This window comes from Flavobacterium sp. NRK F7, assembly GCF_024054195.1.
Lineage (GTDB): Bacteria > Bacteroidota > Bacteroidia > Flavobacteriales > Flavobacteriaceae > Flavobacterium.
The window spans coordinates 1,030,022-1,049,685 of sequence record NZ_JAMXLB010000001.1 but is presented as its reverse complement, the minus strand read 5'-3'; the positions used below and the strand labels follow the sequence as shown (position 1 = coordinate 1,049,685).

Sequence of the window (19,664 nt, the reverse complement as noted above, 5' to 3'; positions counted from 1 at the left end):
TGGCTTTTCTTTAAGAATTGTTTATTTTGACAACAACTAAAATCAAGAAAAAATGAGAAAAAAATTACTCTTATCCCTTTTGGTTAGTTTACTGATTGCCAATTTTTCGATAGCGCAAACGTTAAATGAAACATCAGGAACTGGCTCTGGAGTAAGTATTACTTCAGGAGATTACAACACCATGTATGGGGACAGTACAGGAAGTTTTTTAACTTCTGGTTCTCAAAACACGTTTATGGGATACCAAGCAGGTAGAAGTAACACCACTTCTGAAAGTGTGTTTATTGGTTACCAAGCGGGTTATTCCAACACAACAGGTTTTGACAATACTTTTATTGGACATCAAGCGGGTTATTTCAATGTTACTGCTGGAGACAATACTTTTGTTGGAACAGAGTCTGGAGAAAACAACACTACGGGTTACGACAACACCTTTGTTGGAGAAGAATCAGGCACAAGCAACACAACAGGTTATGAAAATACTTTCATAGGTGAAGATGCAGGATATAGCAACACTACAGGTTACAAGAATGTATTTGTAGGAAATGAGGCTGGTATTTCTGCTAATATTGGATATAGAAATGTAGCAGTAGGTAGTGAAGCGATGAGTGACGTTGATGAAGGTCATCATAACACAGCACTTGGTGATTCTGCAGGTATTGATATTGGAGACGGAAAATACAATACGATGGTAGGAGCTGCTTCAGGAGTGGCAACAGAGTATGCAAAATACAATACTTTTATAGGCGCCATGTCTGGTTGGGATAACAATCGTACCAACAGTATTTCTAACGCAAATCATAATACGTATGTAGGATATTACTGTGGTTTCTCAAACAGAGAAGGACAATATAACGTAGGAATGGGGTCTTTAGCCAATTTTGATAACACCAACCGCTCTAATGCTATGTTTTTTGGGTATGATGCTACACCAAGTAATGACAACTTAATGATGTTTGGTAATCGATCTTTTGCAGATGGACAATATACCATTTCCTTAGGTCACGACCATGATACTAGAGGCGATTACAGTATTGTTATGGGTAATGCGGCAGATGTAGAAGCAGCGGGAGATTATGTCGTAGCCATTGGTAATGCGATTAATGTTGACAACATGCATGTAACCGCTTTAGGAAGTAATGTAGTTGCGCAAAATGATGGCGCTATTCTATTAGGTTATGGTGCTTCCTCTACAGACCCAAGTGCTTTAAATCCAACAAACAATATCGCGATTGGTTATAATGCTAACGTACAAGGTTTCAATTCAGTAGCTATAGGAAATGCGGCAACAGCTGCAACTGATAATACTATGGTATTAGGAGGCGCAACCAATCCATTAAGTGTAGGTATTGGTACCGATTTACCCAATTCAAATGCTTCATTAGAACTAGCAGATACAGATAAAGGTTTTAAAATAAACAGTTTAACCAATACGCAACGCACCACATTAGGAAGTAGTTTAGGAGCTTCTGATGAGGGAATGATGGTATATGACAATGAAGATAATTTAGTGTATACTTGGTCAGGTTCTTCATGGAGTAATGTAAGTGCAGGAGATAATTTAGGAAATCATACTGCTACAACTGCATTAGACATGAATGGTAAAAACATTAATGATGCCAATAAAGTAACCGTAGATGGATTTAATGGTGTTGTATTTGACACTAGTAGTTATGATTTTTCTATTAATATCGGTGGAGGCACTGAATACAATTACGGACCTATTTCCGATGTTTCAATGAAATTCTCAAGTGTACAAAGTTATCCTCAAGATGGATGGGTTTGGGGTGTAGATGGTGTTGCACCAATTGCTGCTTTAAATACTGAAGGGAAATTACAAATTGCAAACAGCTTAAATATTGCTGGAGCTTATGAATTTCCAATAGTTGACGGTACAGCTTCACAGGTATTAGTTAGTGATGGTTCAGGAAATTTATCTTGGGCAACTCAAACCGATAATCAAGAATTAAGTTTATCAGGTACTACTTTAAGTATTTCTGGCGGTACAAATACAGTTGATTTAGCTTCTTTTGCAGGTACCGATAGTCAAGATTTAACATTATCTGGCAACACTTTAAGCTTAACAAACGACGCTACTTCAGTAGATTTAAGCAGTTACTTAGATAATACAGATAATCAAGAATTAAGTTTATCAGGAGCTACTTTAAGCATTTCTGGTGGTACAAATACGGTTGATTTATCTTCTTTAGCAGGAACCGATAGCCAAGATTTAACATTATCAGGAAACACATTAAGCTTATCAAACGATGCTACAACAGTAGATTTATCAGCCTATGTGAATACCGACTCTCAAAACTTAACTTCTGCAACTTTAACAGGAAACACTTTAACTATTGCTATTGAAAATGGAGCTTCTGTAAATGTAGATTTATCGCCTATTTTAAGTGCATTAGAAGCAGAAAACATCAACCAACAAACACAAATAAATGATATTTTAACTCGTTTAGATGCTATTGAGGCTTGTGCATGTGACGGAATGCTTTCAGGGCCTACAACTACAACAGTTAAAGTTTCTGGACCAATTTTATACCAAAATATTCCAAATCCTTTTAATAACACCTCAGTAATTAAATATTACCTTCCATCTGAATCTCAAAATGCTAAATTAGTATTTACGGATATGTTAGGTAAGGTTATTGAAAAAGTAGATTTAAATGAAACTGGAGAAAATGAGCTTCACATTAATACTAAAGGGCTTGCTTCTGGAATCTATAATTATACACTTTTCATAGGTGGAAACAAAATTGATAGTAAAAAAATGGTTATTAAATATTAATTCATTTTTTTACTAAATAAAATTCTGAAAAAGCTTCAAGTGTAATCTTGGAGCTTTTTTATATTTTTACACAATGAATCACATAAATATAGAAAAATTAAATACCTTACTAATACTTGTCTCATTAGTCCTAGCCTATATATTTCCATTTGAATTATTTGTCATTGTTTATGCGATTTTAGGACCCCTTCATTATTTTACAGAAATAAATTGGATTAAAGACAAAAACTATTTCGTTAAAAGTAAAACTTGGATTTATTTAACGCTTATTTTTGCATTTTTTATTGCTATTCCTGGAATTTTGAAGATTTCTAATATAAGTTTTCTAAATGACCTCTATCCTTTTTACTTGCTACGATATGGTTTACCAAAATACAGTAATCATCTCATTTTTTTATTATTAATTATCGCCTTTAGTTTACTTTTTTGGAAGAAAAGAAAACAACAACTACTCATTATCGTTCTAGGAATTATTGTTGCAATTGCTGTACACCAATTTAAAACGTATCATATACTAATTGGGATTTTATTACCCACCCTAATTCATGTTTATATATTTACAATTTTGTTTATGTGGTATGGCAACTTAAAAGAAAAAAAAACAATTAATTCTCTGAATATAACGTTAATGCTATTAGTGCCCTTTTTTTTATTAATTATTAATATTGACAATACCAGTTACCACTTTTCCGAAACTACTAAATCCATAATTGCAGAGCATTTTTATAAATTAAATTATACGGTTTTAGATCTATTTGGATTAGAAAAAAAACCCGATTTATTCTTTTATGATAGTGCTAATTTGAAAATTCAGATTTTTATTGCTTTTGCTTACACCTATCATTATTTGAATTGGTTCTCCAAAACAACAGTTATAGGTTGGCATAAAAAAATTACACAAAAAAAATCAATCTTAATTGGAACATTATGGCTCGTTTCTGTTGGATTGTATTTTTACAACTATAGTATTGGCCTTGCGGTATTATTATTTTTGAGCTTACTTCATGTAGTCATGGAATTCCCATTAAATATTCTGACCCTAAAAGAAGTACTAAAAAAGACCCCTTAGAAAGAGGCCTTTTACAACATGAATTATAATTATTCACATAAAAAATAATCATAACAACCGTCAATTTCAGGTGGAAAATCATCACTAAAACAACATAAAGCACCGCCACCAGCATTACCATTTCCGCCACCATTTATTTTCATTTGTTGCTCTTTTGACAACTTTTTAACACCTTCTAAATTTAAAATTGATTTTTTCATTTTTTCCAAGTTTAAATGTTTAATAATTAAAAATCTTGGCAAATAATCCAAGATTCACAGCCAAATGGAGGAAGTATAGGTGAGTCGTCTTTTAGACAACATAAATCCCAATCTTTTGTTTTTCCTCCGCTAATTACTTTCAATTCTTTATTAGAAAGTAATTTTACTTTTTCGATTTTTAAAATTGCTTTTTTCATGAAATTATTTATTTCTCCATACATGGTGGATAACCTGGTTTACCACATATAGTTGCATGTGGCGTTCCATTATGAGCTCCTTGAATGTTTACTTGCTGTTTTTTACTAAGAGTTTGTACACCCTCTAAATTTAAAATTGATTTTTTCATAATTTTTAATTTAATTTTTATGATTGAAATATTTGACTAATAAAAATTCTTTTATTATTGCAAATGACATGGAGGAAACATGGAACATACTTCTGGAAAATTTATTCCAAAAGGACTGTTCGGATTGCAACAACCACCAGCTCCATTAATTTTTAATTGTTCTTCTTTAGAAACAACTCTAAAATTTTCAAAATTTAAAATTGATTTTTTCATAATTTTTGCTTTTAATTGTTTCAAACATTTTTTTGTCAATTGAAACTTTTGACACTATAATGGCCATTATATTTTAAGATATTCCATCACTCATTATTAAATGAATAATTCGATAACCTCAAAACAAAATTGTCAGAAAAAAATGGTTTTTAAAAGCAGCTCTACATAGGATTTATAAAAAAAGGGGCTGTAATTTTTAAATTATAGACTAAAAATAAATTTTTAAATCACTGATTTACAATTACTTATTGTCTGGATTGGTTTACAACAACTTAGATTCTTGAATTTCAAATCTTCTTGAATACAATTTTTATACATTTGAAATATCATTAATCATTAAAAATCAATTAACAAGTATGAAAAAAAAGAATTCGATTTTAGCAAGTTTTGCGTCTAACGAATTAAGCACAAAACAACTTAAAAATGTTTATGGTGGTACAGAAATAACAACACCTCCTCCAACAAGTACTCCTTCTAGCGGTGGAAGCGTTGATTATGGTGGAAACCCTCCTCCAGGCTATACGCCTCCTCCAACTGGTTCTGGGTCGGGAACAGCTTGGAATGGTGATAGCGATACCAAACCAAGAACAGGTAGTCAACAAATTCCTTAATTAAAAAGAAAAGAGACATTTATTATGTCTCTTTTCTTTTTTTAACCTCATTTATAAATTGAAAAGGAGTTATTCCTGTTTTCTTTTTAAAAGAAGTTGTAAATGAATCCGCATTTTTAAAACCTGCACTTTCAGCTATTGCCTGTGTTGTATATTCTCTATATCTAGAATTAGTTATGATTTCATTTATCACAAAATTAATTCTTAATTCGTTTAAATAATTACTAAATGATTTTTGATAATGTTTGTTAACAATGTTTGACAAATAAGTGGTATTGGTTTTAATTTTTTTAGCAACACTTTGCTGTGTAAAATCTGATTTTAGATGTTCTTTTTTATCGATTAAATTTTTAAAGTTTGCTAAGATTTCATTCTCATTATCTATACTTATTACCGTAGGAGTTTCATTTTTAACATTGGAATCTATAGAAGTATTATCTTCATATTCTTTTATTAACTTTTCAATTTTTTCATTGAATCTTTTCTTAGTGTAAAATCGATTGATAACAAGAGTAATCAAGAGTATAAAAATTAAAATAAATACACCAATAAAAACTTTATTCATCACTATTTTACTATTATTATCTTGAATTATTTTTTGAATTTCATTTTTAGTTTCAATATTATTGACCTTTTTATTTACTTCAATAATATTAACATTTTTTATTTGATTGATTTTATCGCTATTCTTAAGATAAATATTGGAATATAGTAATGACTTTTTATAATCTTTTAAAATATTATAAATTTTAGCTTGTTTAAAATTAGCATCAACATATTCGGACAAACCTAAATTTTTTTGAAGATTATATAATGAATCCACATTATGAAAGTAGTGTAGTGCTTTGATGTATTCCTTTTTTTCATAATAAATTAATCCTAAATTATAAACAGAACTATATTCAATTAGATTATTATTATTTTCTTTAGAAATTGAATATGCATTTAAGTAATTTTCTTCTGCTTTTTGTAATTCATTTTTATAAAAGTGAATATTCCCAATATTTTTTAATGAGTTCATTTTAAAATAAAGATTATCATTGCTATACAATTTTATGGTTTTATCATAAAAAAAGAAAGCAGAATCTAATAACTTAAAATTGTCTCTGTTCTTTGCAAAATAAGCTTCATAACAAACTCCTAAATTAAAATTTACAAAGGCTTTTTTACTAAAATAATCTTCTTGTGTAACATTCAATTTATTGGCATCAATTGTAGCGTCTACTAACCTATAAATTTTAATAGCTTTTTCATAATTACCTATTTCATAGTATATATTACCAATATTCAAATTGATCATCCCAATCTGAATTTCGTCATTAATGGAAATAGCAAATTGTTTTGCTTTTAAATAAACATCTAAAGCATTTGAAAAAGATTTTGCGTTTTTATAGATATTTCCTCCGTATATATGTATTAAAATAGAATTTTCAATATTAAATTTATTTTTTGGAAGAAAATTTATAATATTTGATGCTTCATCATAAAGAACTACCGCTTCTTTAATTTTTCCATTTTTCGAAATCAAATTCCCTTTAGCTCCTTTAGCAAAAGCTAAATGTATTTTCTCTTTAGATTTTTCTATTTGATTAATATAAAACAAACAGCTATCAGAATTTGTATTAAAGAAAGATCTTGTTTTGTTTCGTACTATTAAAAATTCATCATCACTCAAGTTTTTATTAGTCTGAGAAAAAAGAATTGAAGTAATAAATAAGCAGATAATAATGATAGAATTCCTCATACAATTAAAATAAAGTTCAACAAATATATTATAAAAGCTGAAAATCAAAAAAACTTAATGCTTTCTGATTTTGGCCTTCGTTTCTGTGATGTATTGAAAAGGGGTTAATCCTGTTTTTTTTTTGAATGAAATGGTGAAGGAATCAGCATTCTTAAAACCAGCACTTTCCGCAATAGCTTGCGTTGTGTATTCTCTAAATTTTGGATTGGATTCAATTTGATCAATAATAAATTTTATTCTCAAATCATTCAGATAACTACTAAACGATTGTTCATAATATTTATTTACTACATAGGATAAATAAGCGGTATTGGTCTTTATTTTTTTAGCTACAAATTGCTGCGTAAAATTTGGATTTAAAAATAGTTTCTTCTCTATTAATTGCTGTAATTTTTCAATAATTTCATTTTCATTTTCTTGACTTAAAAGTACCGAATCGGTTTTACGAGATGCATTCTTTCCACGATAAAAATTACTATTACCTATTTGTGACTCTAAAAAATAAGGTGTCATTACTAAACCATAATAACCCAATGCGATAACAAATACTGCTAAAAAAGCTACCGTTATCTCTGAAACATTCAATAATATACTACACCAAGTAATTCCTATTCCAAAAATTAATAACCGAAGCCATTTTAATTTGTTTTGTTGGGTATTACTTGAAAATTGAAACGATTCATATTTACTAATTAATCGCAGCGAATATCCTACGCTACTAAAACCTGATAAAAGAACAAATACAAAATAAACCACACCCCATGAAGTAGTTTTATTAAGGAAAAGAGTTTCATCTAATTTTTCAACAACAAGCAAATAACTTAATCCCAAAAAACAAATTATAAGTGGTAAAAAAAGCAAAAGCAAAACTATTTTCTTACTTGAAATACCTAACATACTTCTTGTATATAAGAATAATAAAGGTCCGTGTAAAAGAGGAAAAGGCACATTCAAAACATTAAGAAAGAAATTGTCCTTTTTAAAATAGTAAAGAAATAAATCTAGGGTTAAAACCAGTAACCAAATAATTAAAATATAATCTGATTTCGTTTTTTGTTTATACCATAAAATGAATAGTAAAAAAAGGGAAAGAAAACTACCTAATATATAAATCATGTTGCTTGTTTTTAGCAAATTTATTTAGATTAGTAGTAATATAATTCAAAATTTATGCTAATTTTTTAAAATGAAAAAAGCTACTTATTCAACAATAAGTAGCTTTTTTTGAAATGAATTAAACGGTTTAACAGATATAATTGTTTTGAGCAGGAATATAACAACATACCTTCTCTCCATTCACATAAATATAACTTCCATCACCACCGCAACGCTTTGGGATTAAAGCTCCGCCATTAATTTCTTTTTGTTCTTTTTTAGTTAATTCTTGTGCACCACTTACCTTTAAGATCTTTTTTAACATAATTAAAAGTTTTAAAAATTTATACTTATTTATTTGTTTAAGACATCTAAACATTTGTCTCCTAATATCTAAAAGATTAGTATTGATTTTTAAAAATCAATCCCTAATCACAAAGTGGTTTATAGTAGTAAAAATCTCGAGAAGTTGTTACAAAATTCATTATAACGACTTCTAAAGTAGTATTAATTTTCGAATTATAAAAATATTTTTATGACCAAAATAAGTGCTGGTTCCAATATGTTTAAAAAATATAACATTTGTTCGTTGATTTGTTAAAAATCTTTATTTACTTTTGTTTTATTATTTTAACAAAGCAGTAAGGCAAACTAGCTCTTAATAACTTATATATGAAACCAGACTTATTTCAAGCTCCAGATTATTATCAATTGGATGATTTATTAAATGACGAACACAAATTGGTACGTGATTCAGCACGTGCTTGGGTAAAAAGAGAAGTTTCTCCAATTATTGAAGAATACGCTCAAAAAGCTGAATTTCCAAAACAAATTGTGAAAGGTTTAGCAGAAATAGGTGGTTTTGGACCTTATATTCCAGTAGAATATGGTGGTGCAGGATTAGATCAAATTTCATACGGTTTAATCATGCAAGAAATTGAAAGAGGTGATAGTGGCGTACGTTCTACGTCTTCTGTACAATCATCATTAGTAATGTATCCTATATGGAAATATGGAAATGAAGAACAACGCATGAAATATTTACCAAAATTAGCTACAGGTGAATTCATTGGTTGTTTTGGTCTTACAGAACCCGATCATGGTTCAAATCCAGCAGGAATGGTAACTAATTTTAAAGATATGGGCGACCATTATCTATTAAATGGTGCTAAAATGTGGATTTCAAATGCTCCATTTGCTGACATCGCAGTGGTTTGGGCTAAAAATGAAGAAGGAAGAATACATGGTTTAATTGTAGAAAGAGGTATGGAAGGTTTTACCACTCCTGAAACGCATAATAAGTGGTCACTTCGTGCTTCTGCAACAGGTGAATTAATTTTTGATAATGTTAAAGTACCAAAAGAAAACTTATTACCGAACAAATCTGGTTTAGGAGCTCCTCTGGGCTGTTTAGATTCGGCACGTTATGGAATCGCTTGGGGTGCAATTGGTGCTGCTATGGATTGTTATGACACTGCCTTACGTTATTCGAAAGAACGTATTCAATTTGACAAACCAATTGGAGCTACCCAATTACAACAGAAAAAATTAGCTGAAATGATTACTGAAATCACTAAAGCGCAATTATTAACCTGGAGATTGGGTGTTTTAAGAAACGAAGGAAGAGCTACTTCTGCTCAAATTTCTATGGCAAAGAGAAACAATGTAGACATGGCTTTAACCATTGCTAGAGATGCGCGTCAAATGTTAGGTGGAATGGGAATTACAGGTGAATATTCTATCATGAGACACATGATGAATTTAGAGTCTGTAGTAACGTATGAAGGCACACATGATATTCATTTATTAATCACTGGATTAGATATTACAGGATTAAATGCCTTTAAATAATAGTACAATAGATAAAAAAAATCAAAAATGCTTCGCTTTTTAGTGAAGCATTTTTAATTTTGGAACATTATTTGCAACCTATTTACTAATAGGTTACGTATATAATTTTAAAAACCAGCATTATGAATACCCAAATTGTTAACCAAAAAATCTTAGCTTATAAAGAACAATTACTCCAGCATTCATTATATAATGAAATCAAAACCGTTGAAGATTTAAATTGTTTTTTAGAACATCATGTTTTTGCTGTATGGGACTTCATGTCACTTTTAAAAGCATTACAAGCTAAATTAACCTGCACTACAACACCTTGGCTACCTGTAGGAAATCCTGAAATTCGTTATCTAATTAATGAAATTGTAGTGGCAGAAGAAACCGACGTGGATCAAAATGGCAACAGAAAAAGCCATTATGAATTATATTTAGACGCTATGGAAGCTCTAGGTGCCGATACACTTCCTATTCAAAATTTTCTAAGCGATGTAGAAACAACTAAAAATATTTTTGTTTCTATTAAACATAGTGACCTACATCCAAATGTGAAAGCCTTTTTGGATTTTACATTTCGAGTTATTGAAGAAGGAGATTCACATCAAATAGCAGCCGCTTTTACTTTTGGTAGAGAAGATTTAATCCCTGAAATGTTTACAGCAATACTAAAGAAATTTCAAGCTAATTTTCCCGATAAAGATTTATCTAAATTGATTTACTATTTCGAAAGACATATCGAATTAGATGCCGATGAACACGGACCAATGGCCATGAAAATGGTAGAAGAATTATGCGATAATGATGCTAAAAAATGGCAAGAAGTAGAAGAGGTATCTATTGTTGCCCTTCAAAAAAGAATTGGTTTGTGGAATGCTATTGAAGAAGCCATTACTAAAAAAATGGAATTCATTTAAAGCTTTTCGCGCTATCCGATTCAAGAAATCGTTTCCAAATTACATTACTAAATAAAAAAAAGGAGCTTCTTTACAGTTGCTCTTTTTTTATAAGTAAAGCTATCCTTTGGAAACAATTTGCTTTCCACTACTATCACGGCTAAATAATCTAGCATATAAACTAGTATTTCCATTAAAAATAACCTATTTTTGATAAGAACATATACCATTAAAGCTTGAAAAAATGTCTTCTCAAGATCGATTAAATAAAGCCTATAAAGAAGCTAAACGGATTGCTTTTACCAATACTGATAAATTTATTTTATTTAGCGATTGTCACCGCGGCGACAGTAGTTTTGCAGATGACTTTGCTAATAATAGAAATATTTATTTTCATGCCATGAGTCATTATTTTAAAGAAGGTTATACCTATATCGAATTAGGAGATGGTGATGAATTATGGGAAAATATGTTTTTTAAAACGATTTTCGAAGCGAATAAAAACGTATATCAATTACTCCAACAATTCTATATGACCAATAGGTTACATCTCATTTATGGCAATCACGATATGGTGTATCGAAACCAAAATGTAGTCAAAAAAAATTTATACGAATACTTTGATCAACGAAAAGGAGAAAACGTGCCTTTATTTCCAGGTATTCAATGTAACGAAGCCATCGTATTAGAAAACAAGGACAATCACAACCAAGAATTGTTTCTAACTCACGGTCATCAAGCTGATTTCATGAATTATGTAGGCTGGAAAATCAATCGTTTTTTGGTACGAATTTTATGGAAACCCTTACAAGTTTGGGGTATTAAAGACCCAACAAGCCCTGCAAAAAATTATGTTGAATTAATTAAAGTGGAAAGACGTATTAAAAAATGGATTGCAGATAACGGCAACAAAATAACCATTACAGGTCACACCCACCGACCTCGATTTCCTAGCCCAATTGAAAACGCTCTTCATTATTTTAATGATGGCAGCTGCGTGCACCCTAGAAGCATTACAGGAATCGAAATTGTAAATGGAACCATCGCTTTAATCAAATGGTTTATTGATACTAAAGAAGACGGCACACTTCAGATTAAAAAAGAGTTCTTAGAAGGACCTTGCCGATTGGAAGATTATAAATCCTAATCTCTATTGCTTCGTTCCCAATCCTTTTACAACATTCAAAAAATAAATACTCAATATTGTAAAATATAAAAAAAAAGTAGTAGGTTTATATAGCTATAACCAAATGAAGTAAAATGCTAAGAAAAAAAGACCTCTTTTTTTTTATTACTTTTTTTTGCTGTCTATTTATGTATGGACAAAAAGACTATAATACTACAATTGATCGTTATGTATCGCAATTTCAATATGATTCTGCATCTTATTTTACTCAAAAAGGAATCAAAGAAAATAAAGAAGATAACCATTTAAAAGCAAGTTATTATATTCGATATGCTCAAATATTAAAATCACTTTCTAAAGCAGATAGCTGTTTCTATTTTTTAGACAAAGCCGAAAACTATTTTAAAAAAGTAAACAACAGGAATGAACTGTTTCATATTTTAACTATTAGAGCTGAAGTTTCAAGATATTTAGTAAAACAAAACTTAGCCAATAGTTATATTTACGAGGCAGAAAAATTATTTAACGAGAATACCAACTTACACTATAAATACTATTACTTAAATAGGAGAATGGCAATCCTTGCCGAATATTACAACACAACACCTGATTCTCTTACTAAAGTTAAAGAAATTGGCCATGAAATTTTAGAAAACGCAACTGAAATTAAGGACAAATCTATTATCGTTTATACTCTAAATGAAATAGGCTATTTGGATTTTAATAGAAATCCTGAAAATGCATTGCCTTATTTTCTAAAAGCTTATGCAATTGCAAAAGAATATGATGTAAAAATTGCATTTATTGACGTATGCATCAATCTAGGTAGATTCTATCAACAAAAAGACAACGATATAACAACCGCCAAAAAGTTTTATAAAGAAGCAGTAAATCAAGCTAAAATTATAAACAATTTATGGCAAATTCAACAATGTTACAATGAATTAAAGAACATCAATACTTTAGATAACAACTTTAAAGAAGCTATGTTTTATGGTGATTCGTTAAATGAAATAAATAGTAAAATTTCCTTTTATTCCAGCAATAAAAGATATGAACTATTAGAAAATAAAATTATTATTGAATTCAATGAAAAGCAATTGAAAGCTTCTAAAAAAAACATCTATTATCTAATTACAGTTTTATTGATATCGCTTTTAGGAGTTTTTATACTCATATTCTACAGCAAAAAAATTCAACACAAAAACAAGTTGTTGGAGAAACTATCCGAGGAAAATGAATTTTTAATTAGCGAAACCAATCATCGCGTGAACAACAATTTACAGTTAATCACTTTATTAATTGCCGACACACTTAGAAAAAAAGAAAAGGAAGAACATCGGAATGATTTCTTGCGAATATTATCCAAAATTGAAACCATAGCATCGCTTCACCGCCATTTGTATAAAAATAAAAACAAAAACGAAATCGCTTTAAAAGATTATTTGACAGAAATTAAAAACAACTTCAATGAAATTGCTGAAGATAAAAATGTAGCACTTACTTTTACTATTGACGATTTCAAAATTGAATCTGAAAACGCCATGTATCTTGGGTTATTAATCACCGAACTGATAATAAATTCTATCAAATATGCCTTTACAGCAACGCAAGAGAAAATAATTACTACCTCCATAACCAAAGAAACTCAAGGGTATTCTTTCAATTATCAAGACAATGGAAAAACAAGTATTAACGAAAACATAAAACCGAAGTTAATTCACCAACTTTGTTTACAACTAGACGTAAACTATACCATCAACACTTCTAATGGATTTCAACTCTCATTTGTAAAAAAATAAATCTATTATTACCCTATGCCTAAAATTTTAATCGTAGAAGATCAAGTACTCATTGCAAATCATATCAAAGAGATTCTTGTTGAAAATAAGTATCTCGATATCGAATTAGCCTATAAATTAAATCAAGCCTCTGAAAAATTAAATGATTATCACCCAAATCTAATTTTATTAGACATCAATGTGGAAGGTAAAGACTCTGGAATTATTTGGGCACAAGAAAACCTAAAAAGTGAAAAAGTGATTTTCATTACAGGCCAAACTGAAATTGAAACATTGAAAAAAGCATTAACCATAAAACCGGTTGCTTATTTAACCAAACCCATAAAAACAATAGACGTAATTGCAGCTATTGAATTAGCCATAGAACAAACCAAACTCAATTTCATTACTATTAAAGAAGGTTATGAGGAAATCAAATTACCTTTTGATGACATTTTATTCATTAAAAGTGATAAAAACTATATCGATATTCAAACCTCAACAAAAATGATTACAGTTCGCTATTCTTTAGATCATTTTCATCAAGAACTAGATCAAAATCAATTTATTAGAGTGCATCGTTCTTATGTTGCAAATAAAAATAAAATAACGAGTAAAAGCACAACTTCTCTTAAAATCAATTCGTTTGAGATACCCGTTTCCAGAACATTATCTTTCAAACTTTAGTTTTATATACAAACTTCTGCCATTCGTCCCAAAAAAAGATAAGAAATAGGTATTTGATTTACTTTTGTAAAGTAACTCAAAATCTCACCTTATGAAACAAAAATACTTTGTAACTTTCTTACTTTCTTTTGGTTTTATCTTAACTTTTGGACAAAACAATGCTGTTAATCTTTCAGGTAACAACAACTTCTATTTAGCTGGAGGAGCATTGATGTTGGGTGATGGAAGTAACGTTTTTGATATTAATAATTTCACTATTGAGTATGATTTTTATCTTAACAGTGCTAGTAATTATAATGGAAGATTTTTTTCTGGAAATACTTTTAACTTTATTGCAAAACCTTTGGATTTTTATGTTGATAATTCTGGAAGTTCCTTTCTAAAGTTAGGAGATGGTTCAACTTCGGAAACTATTCCTAATACTCCAAGCTTCAATATCGGTCAATGGTATCATGTGGCATTTGTAGTAAACAACACTGCTACAAAAAATATTAAAATGTTTGTTAACGGTAATCTTGTTGTAGATTATAATTTCTCCTTGACATTGTCTGACAATAGTACAAATATTACTGTAGGTAGTAGAACGAATAATTCGGGTGATTGTAAGTTTGACAATTTAAGAATTTGGAGTATTTTAAGAACCAGTACCGAAATTCTTAACAACTACAATGGCTGTTTGAACAATACAGAAACGGGTTTATCGGCAAACATAAATTTTGACAGATCAAACAATGGAACTTTTAGAAATAGAGTAGAAAGTTCTCCACGTAAAAATGGATTACTGGAAGGATTATGTTCTTTTTCTAGTGGAACTGGCTGTACTATTCCAGAAATAGCTCCTGCTGTTACTGTAACTGGTAGTTATGCTGGCATTTATTATGCTATTGGTACATTAAATGGAAAAACGCATTATAAAACTGATGAAATTGTGTGTAATGCTGCAAATTTCCCTGCAGCAGTTTCATGTGACGGAACTCAAAATGCCTACGAAATATTTTGGGACAATACACAATGGGTATTAGCTCCTGCAGATTGTACTTGGATTTTTACTGATTGTGGAAATACTGTTGATTTTACTGGATTAATAGGTACTAATTCAAGCAATACTAATTTTGCGCCATGTACAGGTTGGTCTTTTACCGATACCAATGTAAATAGTACGTTTTCTTCAACGGATTGTGCTACATTATCAATCAACAATCTTGAATTTGAAAAAAAGATTTTAGCTTATCCTAATCCAGTAAATCACTTTTTAATAATTGAAACTAAGGAAAATATAACAGTTCAGTTATTGGATGTTTTTGGAAAAACCATTTTAGATCAAAAAATGGATACCCCAGCAACTTCTTTTGATCTATCTAAAAATGCAAAAGGAGTTTATATTCTAAAAATGACTGATAAAAATGGAAATGCTAGCTTTCAAAGAATCATAAAAGAATAAGAAATTAATTTAAAAAAGACTTGTGAAAATCAAGTCTTTTTTCATTCATATACAAACTTCTGCCATTCGTCCCTTTTAAAAAGCATCAATGGCTATTATATTTAATTTTACCTTATAAAAAACACTTTCCTATGAAACAAAAATACTTTAGTTTATTATTACTTGTACTATTTTGCATTTCAAACACCTTATTTGCACAAAATAATGCTATCGACCTTGCTGGAACAGCTAATTATGTGAGCCTTCCCAATAATTATTCATTAAACAGTACTGGATTTACAATAGAATTTGATTTCTATATGCATTCTTTACAAAATTATAATGGTGGAGTATCTGCTACTACCAACACGGGTAGCCCACAGCCTATAGATTTTTATGTTGATAGCAACGGTAATGCGAAATACGTTTTTGGCGATGGTATAAACCATGAAACTATTGATTTAATGACATTAAATACAGGACAATGGTATCATATTGCTATTGTCTTATATTCAGAAATAAGTGTATATATTGATGGCACTTTTATATCCTCTTATGAACCTTATGGCTTAATGGCTGCATTCGGTATCGGGAATGTTAGAATGGGTGATCGTATGGATGGTATGACCAATGCCAATGCCAAGTTCGATAATGTTCGTATTTGGTCAGTAGCAAGAACAAGCACCGAAATAGCCAATAACTTTAACACATGCTTGACAGGTAATGAAGCTGGTTTAGAAGTTTATTATACTTTTGAAAGTATTTCAGGAAATACCGTTACAGATCTTGCCACTACCAACGGTAGTCAAGATGGAACCATTGTAGGAACTTTTTCAACAGCTTCAGGTACTGGATGTAATCAGAATGTTCCAGCACCTACTACTTTATATACGACTCAAATTTTTACTGGTGATGATAAAACAGTGGATGACCTCCAAGTAACAGGAAGCAATATTAAGTGGTATTATGATGCAGCAGGTACTATATTATTAACTAACAATTATCCATTATATGATAATTTTACCTATTATGCTTCTCAAACCGTAACAGGAGTAGAAAGCACAAACCTTTTACCTGTAACTGTAAAAAGAGTTTCTACTAACTCTCAAATTGTTACACCAGGTAGTACCGTAGCAGATTTAGTTACTACTACCAGTACAGGTGCAACAGCGCAATGGTTTACAACTGCTTCAGGTGGTTCACCATTAGCCAGTACGGATGTACTTGTTTCTGGCACGTATTATGTAGAGCAAATAAATCCTACCACTATTGAAACGCTTGCAACTGGATTTCGTTTTCCATCAGGAGTAGCGATTCAAAATGATGGTAAAATTTTAATAGCTGACTTTGGCAATGGTTTATTAAAGCGTATGGATGCTGATGGTAGTAATATAGTAACCTTAGGAAGCGGATTTGATCCATTTGGGGTTACTGTACAACCTAATGGTAAAATTGTTTTGGCTGATTATACACAAGGTGTTAAACGAATGGATCCAGATGCTACTAATATAGAATCATTTTTACTTAATGAGCTATACCTTTCTTCTGGAATTGCCATACAAAATGATGGTAAAATTGTAGTTTCTGTAACAGATGACAGTAACATTATTCGATTAGATTCGAATGGTACAAATTCAGAAATTTTGGGAAGTGGATTTAATTCTCCTTATGCTTTAGCCATTCAAGATGATGGCAAAATTGTAGTGGCTGACACAAATAATAACGTTATAAAAAGAATGGATTCAGACGGCACAAATATTGTAACCTTAGCAAGCGGACTTAATTCTCCCTCAGGAATATTTATTCAAGCTGATGGCAAAATTGTATTTACTGATTCTGGAAATAATACGGTAAAAAGAATGGATGCTGATGGTACAAATATTACCTCAATTGCAACTGGTTTAAATTATCCTTTGGGTATAGCTATGCAAGCTGACGGTAAAATTGTAGTATCTGATTTTGGTAGTGATACTGTAAAGCGCATTACAGAAACAGCACCAAGCAACCGTGTAGCGGTACAAGTAACTACTACCACAACAGCTGCTACTCATTTAAATTTTGATGGTAACAACGATTATATTCAATTAACTCATTTTGAAAAACCTAATGAATTTACGATTGAAGCATGGGTAAAAACCAATTATGATTATAACAACACAATTATTTCATGGTCAAAAAACTCTAATGATACGAGCCATACCAAATTACGTGTAGATGATGGAGATGTAGATTTTTATATTTATGACTATGTGAATGATATTAATAATACGATTTCTTCTTCTATCAGTATTAATAGTAATTGGCATCATATAGCAGTAGTCAAAAATGCGAATGCAACTAACAATTTAGAAATTTATATTGATGGGGTTTTAGGTGTAACGGGTACTGCAACTATCAATATTACGTCAGATAATTTACTTATTGGTGGAAGATCTTATAATAATTTAGCTCCTTTTGAACTATATGAAGGAAATTTAGATGAAGTTAGAATTTGGAATACTGCAAAAACTGCTACTGAAATTAATGCTACTAAAAATTGTGAGTTACTTGGAAATGAAAGTGGTTTGCTGGCTTATTATACCTTTAATCAAGGTTACGATCAAGCAAATAACGATGCAGTTACTACTCTAACGAATTCAGTTTCTGGAGGTTCAAGTGGTGTGTTGCATAATTTTAATCTCTATGGAACAACTTCAAATTGGTTATCTGGCTCACCAGTGGCTTCAGGAGTTACTTGTGCAAGCTTAGCTACTAGTTCTTTTATAAACTCTGAAGACTTGTTATTATATCCAAATCCAACATCAGGAATTTTTAACATTGGTACAGAAAAAGAAAGTACAATTACTGTTTATGATGTTTTAGGAAAAGAAATTATCTTACAAAATAACAACTCAAAAACAATTGATATGTCTCATTATCCTAATGGTATTTACTTTGTTAAAATCACAACCCTTAGTGGAGAAAGTAGCTTACATAAATTAGTAAAAAAATAATGAAACTATTTAATAAATATAAAGTAGAAATGCTATTAACCCTCCTATATATTGCATTAGTTTTTCTAGCAGTTTATATTTATCATATGTAAAAAAAGGGCTGTTTAAAACAGCCCTTTTTAATTAAATAAAATTATCTCCTAATGAGAAAACAATTTTTCAACTAAAAAAATAACAAAAAATCTAAATGAATAAGATGTGTTTTTTAATGACTTTATTCTCATTAAAAATGTGTTGTATTATTCGGTTGGTATACAAATTTGAAAGTATAATAACGAGATGCTGATGTCATATCTGGACTGGCAGGAGCATCTTGATAATAACTTAAAATTTCAAATTTAGCATACTTCCCATCATGTGTTTTTACGACATATATTGTACCCGCTTTGGGAGTAATGACATGTGTAGTTGGATTATAATCATACCACGGTTCTGAAAAAGCATAAGACCCCGAACCATCTTGAACAAAAGAAGCAGCATCAGGAATGCTAGTAACCGTATTAAAAACACCTACAACTTTACTTACTGCACCTTCACCAGTTCTGGTGGGTTCATCGGTCAAACCTATGGCTTCTCCTCCATTTACGAGAAGCGTTGTACCACGAAAAGCAATATCCCAATTATCTGAAGTTACAATTTGATTTTCTGAAAAACTGAATTTTGTAAAAGCTCCAGCAGTTGGTTGCCCTTGTCCTCCTGTTTGTGGTGCGTACAAATTAGTCACCGTTTTTGTTTCTAAGCTGACTGGAGTTGCTGTTGCTGCATTGTCGTCATTAGTACAAGAGGTAAAAAAAATAAATAATGAAAAAAGGGACAATTGAATTAATTTGGTATTCATACTATATGT

Annotated in this window: 18 protein-coding genes; 10 read left to right on the top strand and 8 right to left on the bottom strand. The window is 30.4% G+C overall.

Annotation, left to right across the window (positions count from 1 at the left end):
• Positions 1-52: 52 nt before the first annotated feature.
• Positions 53-2,797, top strand: a complete 2,745-nt coding sequence (locus tag NHF47_RS04470) for a T9SS type A sorting domain-containing protein (RefSeq protein ID WP_252763808.1) — start codon at positions 53-55, stop codon at positions 2,795-2,797.
• Between the two features lie 73 nt (positions 2,798-2,870).
• Positions 2,871-3,866, top strand: coding sequence for a hypothetical protein (locus tag NHF47_RS04465; RefSeq protein WP_252763807.1), 996 nt, complete (start codon positions 2,871-2,873; stop codon positions 3,864-3,866).
• Positions 3,867-3,895: 29 nt separating this feature from the next.
• Here NHF47_RS04465 and NHF47_RS04460 read toward each other — a convergent pair whose 3' ends face one another.
• Genes NHF47_RS04460 through NHF47_RS04445 form a run of 4 tightly spaced genes read right to left on the bottom strand, consistent with a single transcriptional unit; the run spans position 3,896 to position 4,625 of the window.
• A complete protein-coding gene (locus tag NHF47_RS04460; protein WP_252763806.1) occupies positions 3,896-4,066 on the bottom strand; it encodes a hypothetical protein in 171 nt (56 codons plus the stop codon).
• A 26-nt stretch (positions 4,067-4,092) separates the two neighbouring features.
• Positions 4,093-4,263, bottom strand: coding sequence for a bacteriocin (locus NHF47_RS04455; protein WP_252763805.1), 171 nt, complete (start codon positions 4,261-4,263; stop codon positions 4,093-4,095).
• An 8-nt stretch (positions 4,264-4,271) separates the two neighbouring features.
• Entirely contained in the window at positions 4,272-4,412 is a 141-nt protein-coding gene (locus tag NHF47_RS04450; RefSeq protein ID WP_252763804.1) for a hypothetical protein, read from the bottom strand.
• Positions 4,413-4,466: 54 nt separating this feature from the next.
• Positions 4,467-4,625 (bottom strand): hypothetical protein, encoded by a 159-nt coding sequence (locus NHF47_RS04445; RefSeq protein WP_252763803.1) that lies wholly within the window; start codon positions 4,623-4,625, stop codon positions 4,467-4,469.
• Positions 4,626-4,981: 356 nt separating this feature from the next.
• Here NHF47_RS04445 and NHF47_RS04440 point away from each other — a divergent pair, with 356 nt between their 5' ends.
• Positions 4,982-5,236: a bacteriocin gene (locus NHF47_RS04440; RefSeq protein WP_252763802.1), complete on the top strand. Its 255-nt coding sequence runs from the start codon at positions 4,982-4,984 to the stop codon at positions 5,234-5,236.
• A 22-nt stretch (positions 5,237-5,258) separates the two neighbouring features.
• On the opposite strand, the gene NHF47_RS04435 is transcribed toward NHF47_RS04440, so the two are convergent.
• The 3 genes from NHF47_RS04435 to NHF47_RS04425 form a co-directional block, all read right to left on the bottom strand.
• Complete coding sequence (locus tag NHF47_RS04435) at positions 5,259-6,980, bottom strand: AraC family transcriptional regulator (RefSeq protein WP_252763801.1); 1,722 nt, start codon at positions 6,978-6,980, stop codon at positions 5,259-5,261.
• Between the two features lie 54 nt (positions 6,981-7,034).
• Positions 7,035-8,096, bottom strand: a complete 1,062-nt coding sequence (locus NHF47_RS04430; protein WP_252763800.1) for an AraC family transcriptional regulator — start codon at positions 8,094-8,096, stop codon at positions 7,035-7,037.
• 127 nt (positions 8,097-8,223) lie between these two features.
• A complete protein-coding gene (locus NHF47_RS04425) occupies positions 8,224-8,400 on the bottom strand; it encodes a hypothetical protein (protein WP_252763799.1) in 177 nt (58 codons plus the stop codon).
• Between the two features lie 347 nt (positions 8,401-8,747).
• On the opposite strand from NHF47_RS04425, the gene NHF47_RS04420 reads away from it, so the two are divergent.
• From NHF47_RS04420 to NHF47_RS04390, 7 genes are all read left to right on the top strand, one after another.
• Complete coding sequence (locus NHF47_RS04420) at positions 8,748-9,926, top strand: acyl-CoA dehydrogenase family protein (protein WP_140998415.1); 1,179 nt, start codon at positions 8,748-8,750, stop codon at positions 9,924-9,926.
• 122 nt (positions 9,927-10,048) lie between these two features.
• The gene (locus NHF47_RS04415) at positions 10,049-10,831 is read left to right on the top strand and encodes a DUF3050 domain-containing protein (protein ID WP_252763798.1); all 783 of its coding nucleotides are present in this window, start codon (positions 10,049-10,051) and stop codon (positions 10,829-10,831) included.
• Positions 10,832-11,054: 223 nt separating this feature from the next.
• Complete coding sequence (locus NHF47_RS04410; protein WP_252763797.1) at positions 11,055-11,957, top strand: metallophosphoesterase; 903 nt, start codon at positions 11,055-11,057, stop codon at positions 11,955-11,957.
• Positions 11,958-12,124: 167 nt separating this feature from the next.
• Positions 12,125-13,738 carry a sensor histidine kinase gene (locus tag NHF47_RS04405; RefSeq protein ID WP_252763796.1) on the top strand — a complete coding sequence of 538 codons (1,614 nt, stop codon included), beginning with the start codon at positions 12,125-12,127 and terminating at the stop codon, positions 13,736-13,738.
• Between the two features lie 15 nt (positions 13,739-13,753).
• Positions 13,754-14,404: a LytTR family DNA-binding domain-containing protein gene (locus NHF47_RS04400; RefSeq protein WP_252763795.1), complete on the top strand. Its 651-nt coding sequence runs from the start codon at positions 13,754-13,756 to the stop codon at positions 14,402-14,404.
• Between the two features lie 91 nt (positions 14,405-14,495).
• Positions 14,496-15,845 carry a LamG-like jellyroll fold domain-containing protein gene (locus tag NHF47_RS04395; protein WP_252763794.1) on the top strand — a complete coding sequence of 450 codons (1,350 nt, stop codon included), beginning with the start codon at positions 14,496-14,498 and terminating at the stop codon, positions 15,843-15,845.
• 131 nt (positions 15,846-15,976) lie between these two features.
• The gene (locus tag NHF47_RS04390) at positions 15,977-18,817 is read left to right on the top strand and encodes a LamG-like jellyroll fold domain-containing protein (RefSeq protein WP_252763793.1); all 2,841 of its coding nucleotides are present in this window, start codon (positions 15,977-15,979) and stop codon (positions 18,815-18,817) included.
• A gap of 223 nt (positions 18,818-19,040) precedes the next feature.
• Here NHF47_RS04390 and NHF47_RS04385 read toward each other — a convergent pair whose 3' ends face one another.
• Positions 19,041-19,655, bottom strand: coding sequence for an HmuY family protein (locus NHF47_RS04385; RefSeq protein ID WP_252763792.1), 615 nt, complete (start codon positions 19,653-19,655; stop codon positions 19,041-19,043).
• Between the last annotated feature and the right edge of the window lie 9 nt (positions 19,656-19,664).

Coding starts and splice junctions, on each gene's coding strand:
- NHF47_RS04385 (WP_252763792.1), bottom strand. CDS start 19,655: ATGAATACCAAATTAATTCAATTGTCCCTTTTTTCATTATTTATTTTT.
- NHF47_RS04430 (WP_252763800.1), bottom strand. CDS start 8,096: ATGATTTATATATTAGGTAGTTTTCTTTCCCTTTTTTTACTATTCATT.
- NHF47_RS04460 (WP_252763806.1), bottom strand. CDS start 4,066: ATGAAAAAATCAATTTTAAATTTAGAAGGTGTTAAAAAGTTGTCAAAA.
- NHF47_RS04455 (WP_252763805.1), bottom strand. CDS start 4,263: ATGAAAAAAGCAATTTTAAAAATCGAAAAAGTAAAATTACTTTCTAAT.
- NHF47_RS04390 (WP_252763793.1), top strand. CDS start 15,977: ATGAAACAAAAATACTTTAGTTTATTATTACTTGTACTATTTTGCATT.
- NHF47_RS04415 (WP_252763798.1), top strand. CDS start 10,049: ATGAATACCCAAATTGTTAACCAAAAAATCTTAGCTTATAAAGAACAA.
- NHF47_RS04410 (WP_252763797.1), top strand. CDS start 11,055: ATGTCTTCTCAAGATCGATTAAATAAAGCCTATAAAGAAGCTAAACGG.
- NHF47_RS04440 (WP_252763802.1), top strand. CDS start 4,982: ATGAAAAAAAAGAATTCGATTTTAGCAAGTTTTGCGTCTAACGAATTA.
- NHF47_RS04425 (WP_252763799.1), bottom strand. CDS start 8,400: ATGTTAAAAAAGATCTTAAAGGTAAGTGGTGCACAAGAATTAACTAAA.
- NHF47_RS04445 (WP_252763803.1), bottom strand. CDS start 4,625: ATGAAAAAATCAATTTTAAATTTTGAAAATTTTAGAGTTGTTTCTAAA.
- NHF47_RS04435 (WP_252763801.1), bottom strand. CDS start 6,980: ATGAGGAATTCTATCATTATTATCTGCTTATTTATTACTTCAATTCTT.
- NHF47_RS04395 (WP_252763794.1), top strand. CDS start 14,496: ATGAAACAAAAATACTTTGTAACTTTCTTACTTTCTTTTGGTTTTATC.
- NHF47_RS04470 (WP_252763808.1), top strand. CDS start 53: ATGAGAAAAAAATTACTCTTATCCCTTTTGGTTAGTTTACTGATTGCC.
- NHF47_RS04405 (WP_252763796.1), top strand. CDS start 12,125: ATGTATGGACAAAAAGACTATAATACTACAATTGATCGTTATGTATCG.
- NHF47_RS04420 (WP_140998415.1), top strand. CDS start 8,748: ATGAAACCAGACTTATTTCAAGCTCCAGATTATTATCAATTGGATGAT.
- NHF47_RS04450 (WP_252763804.1), bottom strand. CDS start 4,412: ATGAAAAAATCAATTTTAAATTTAGAGGGTGTACAAACTCTTAGTAAA.
- NHF47_RS04400 (WP_252763795.1), top strand. CDS start 13,754: ATGCCTAAAATTTTAATCGTAGAAGATCAAGTACTCATTGCAAATCAT.
- NHF47_RS04465 (WP_252763807.1), top strand. CDS start 2,871: ATGAATCACATAAATATAGAAAAATTAAATACCTTACTAATACTTGTC.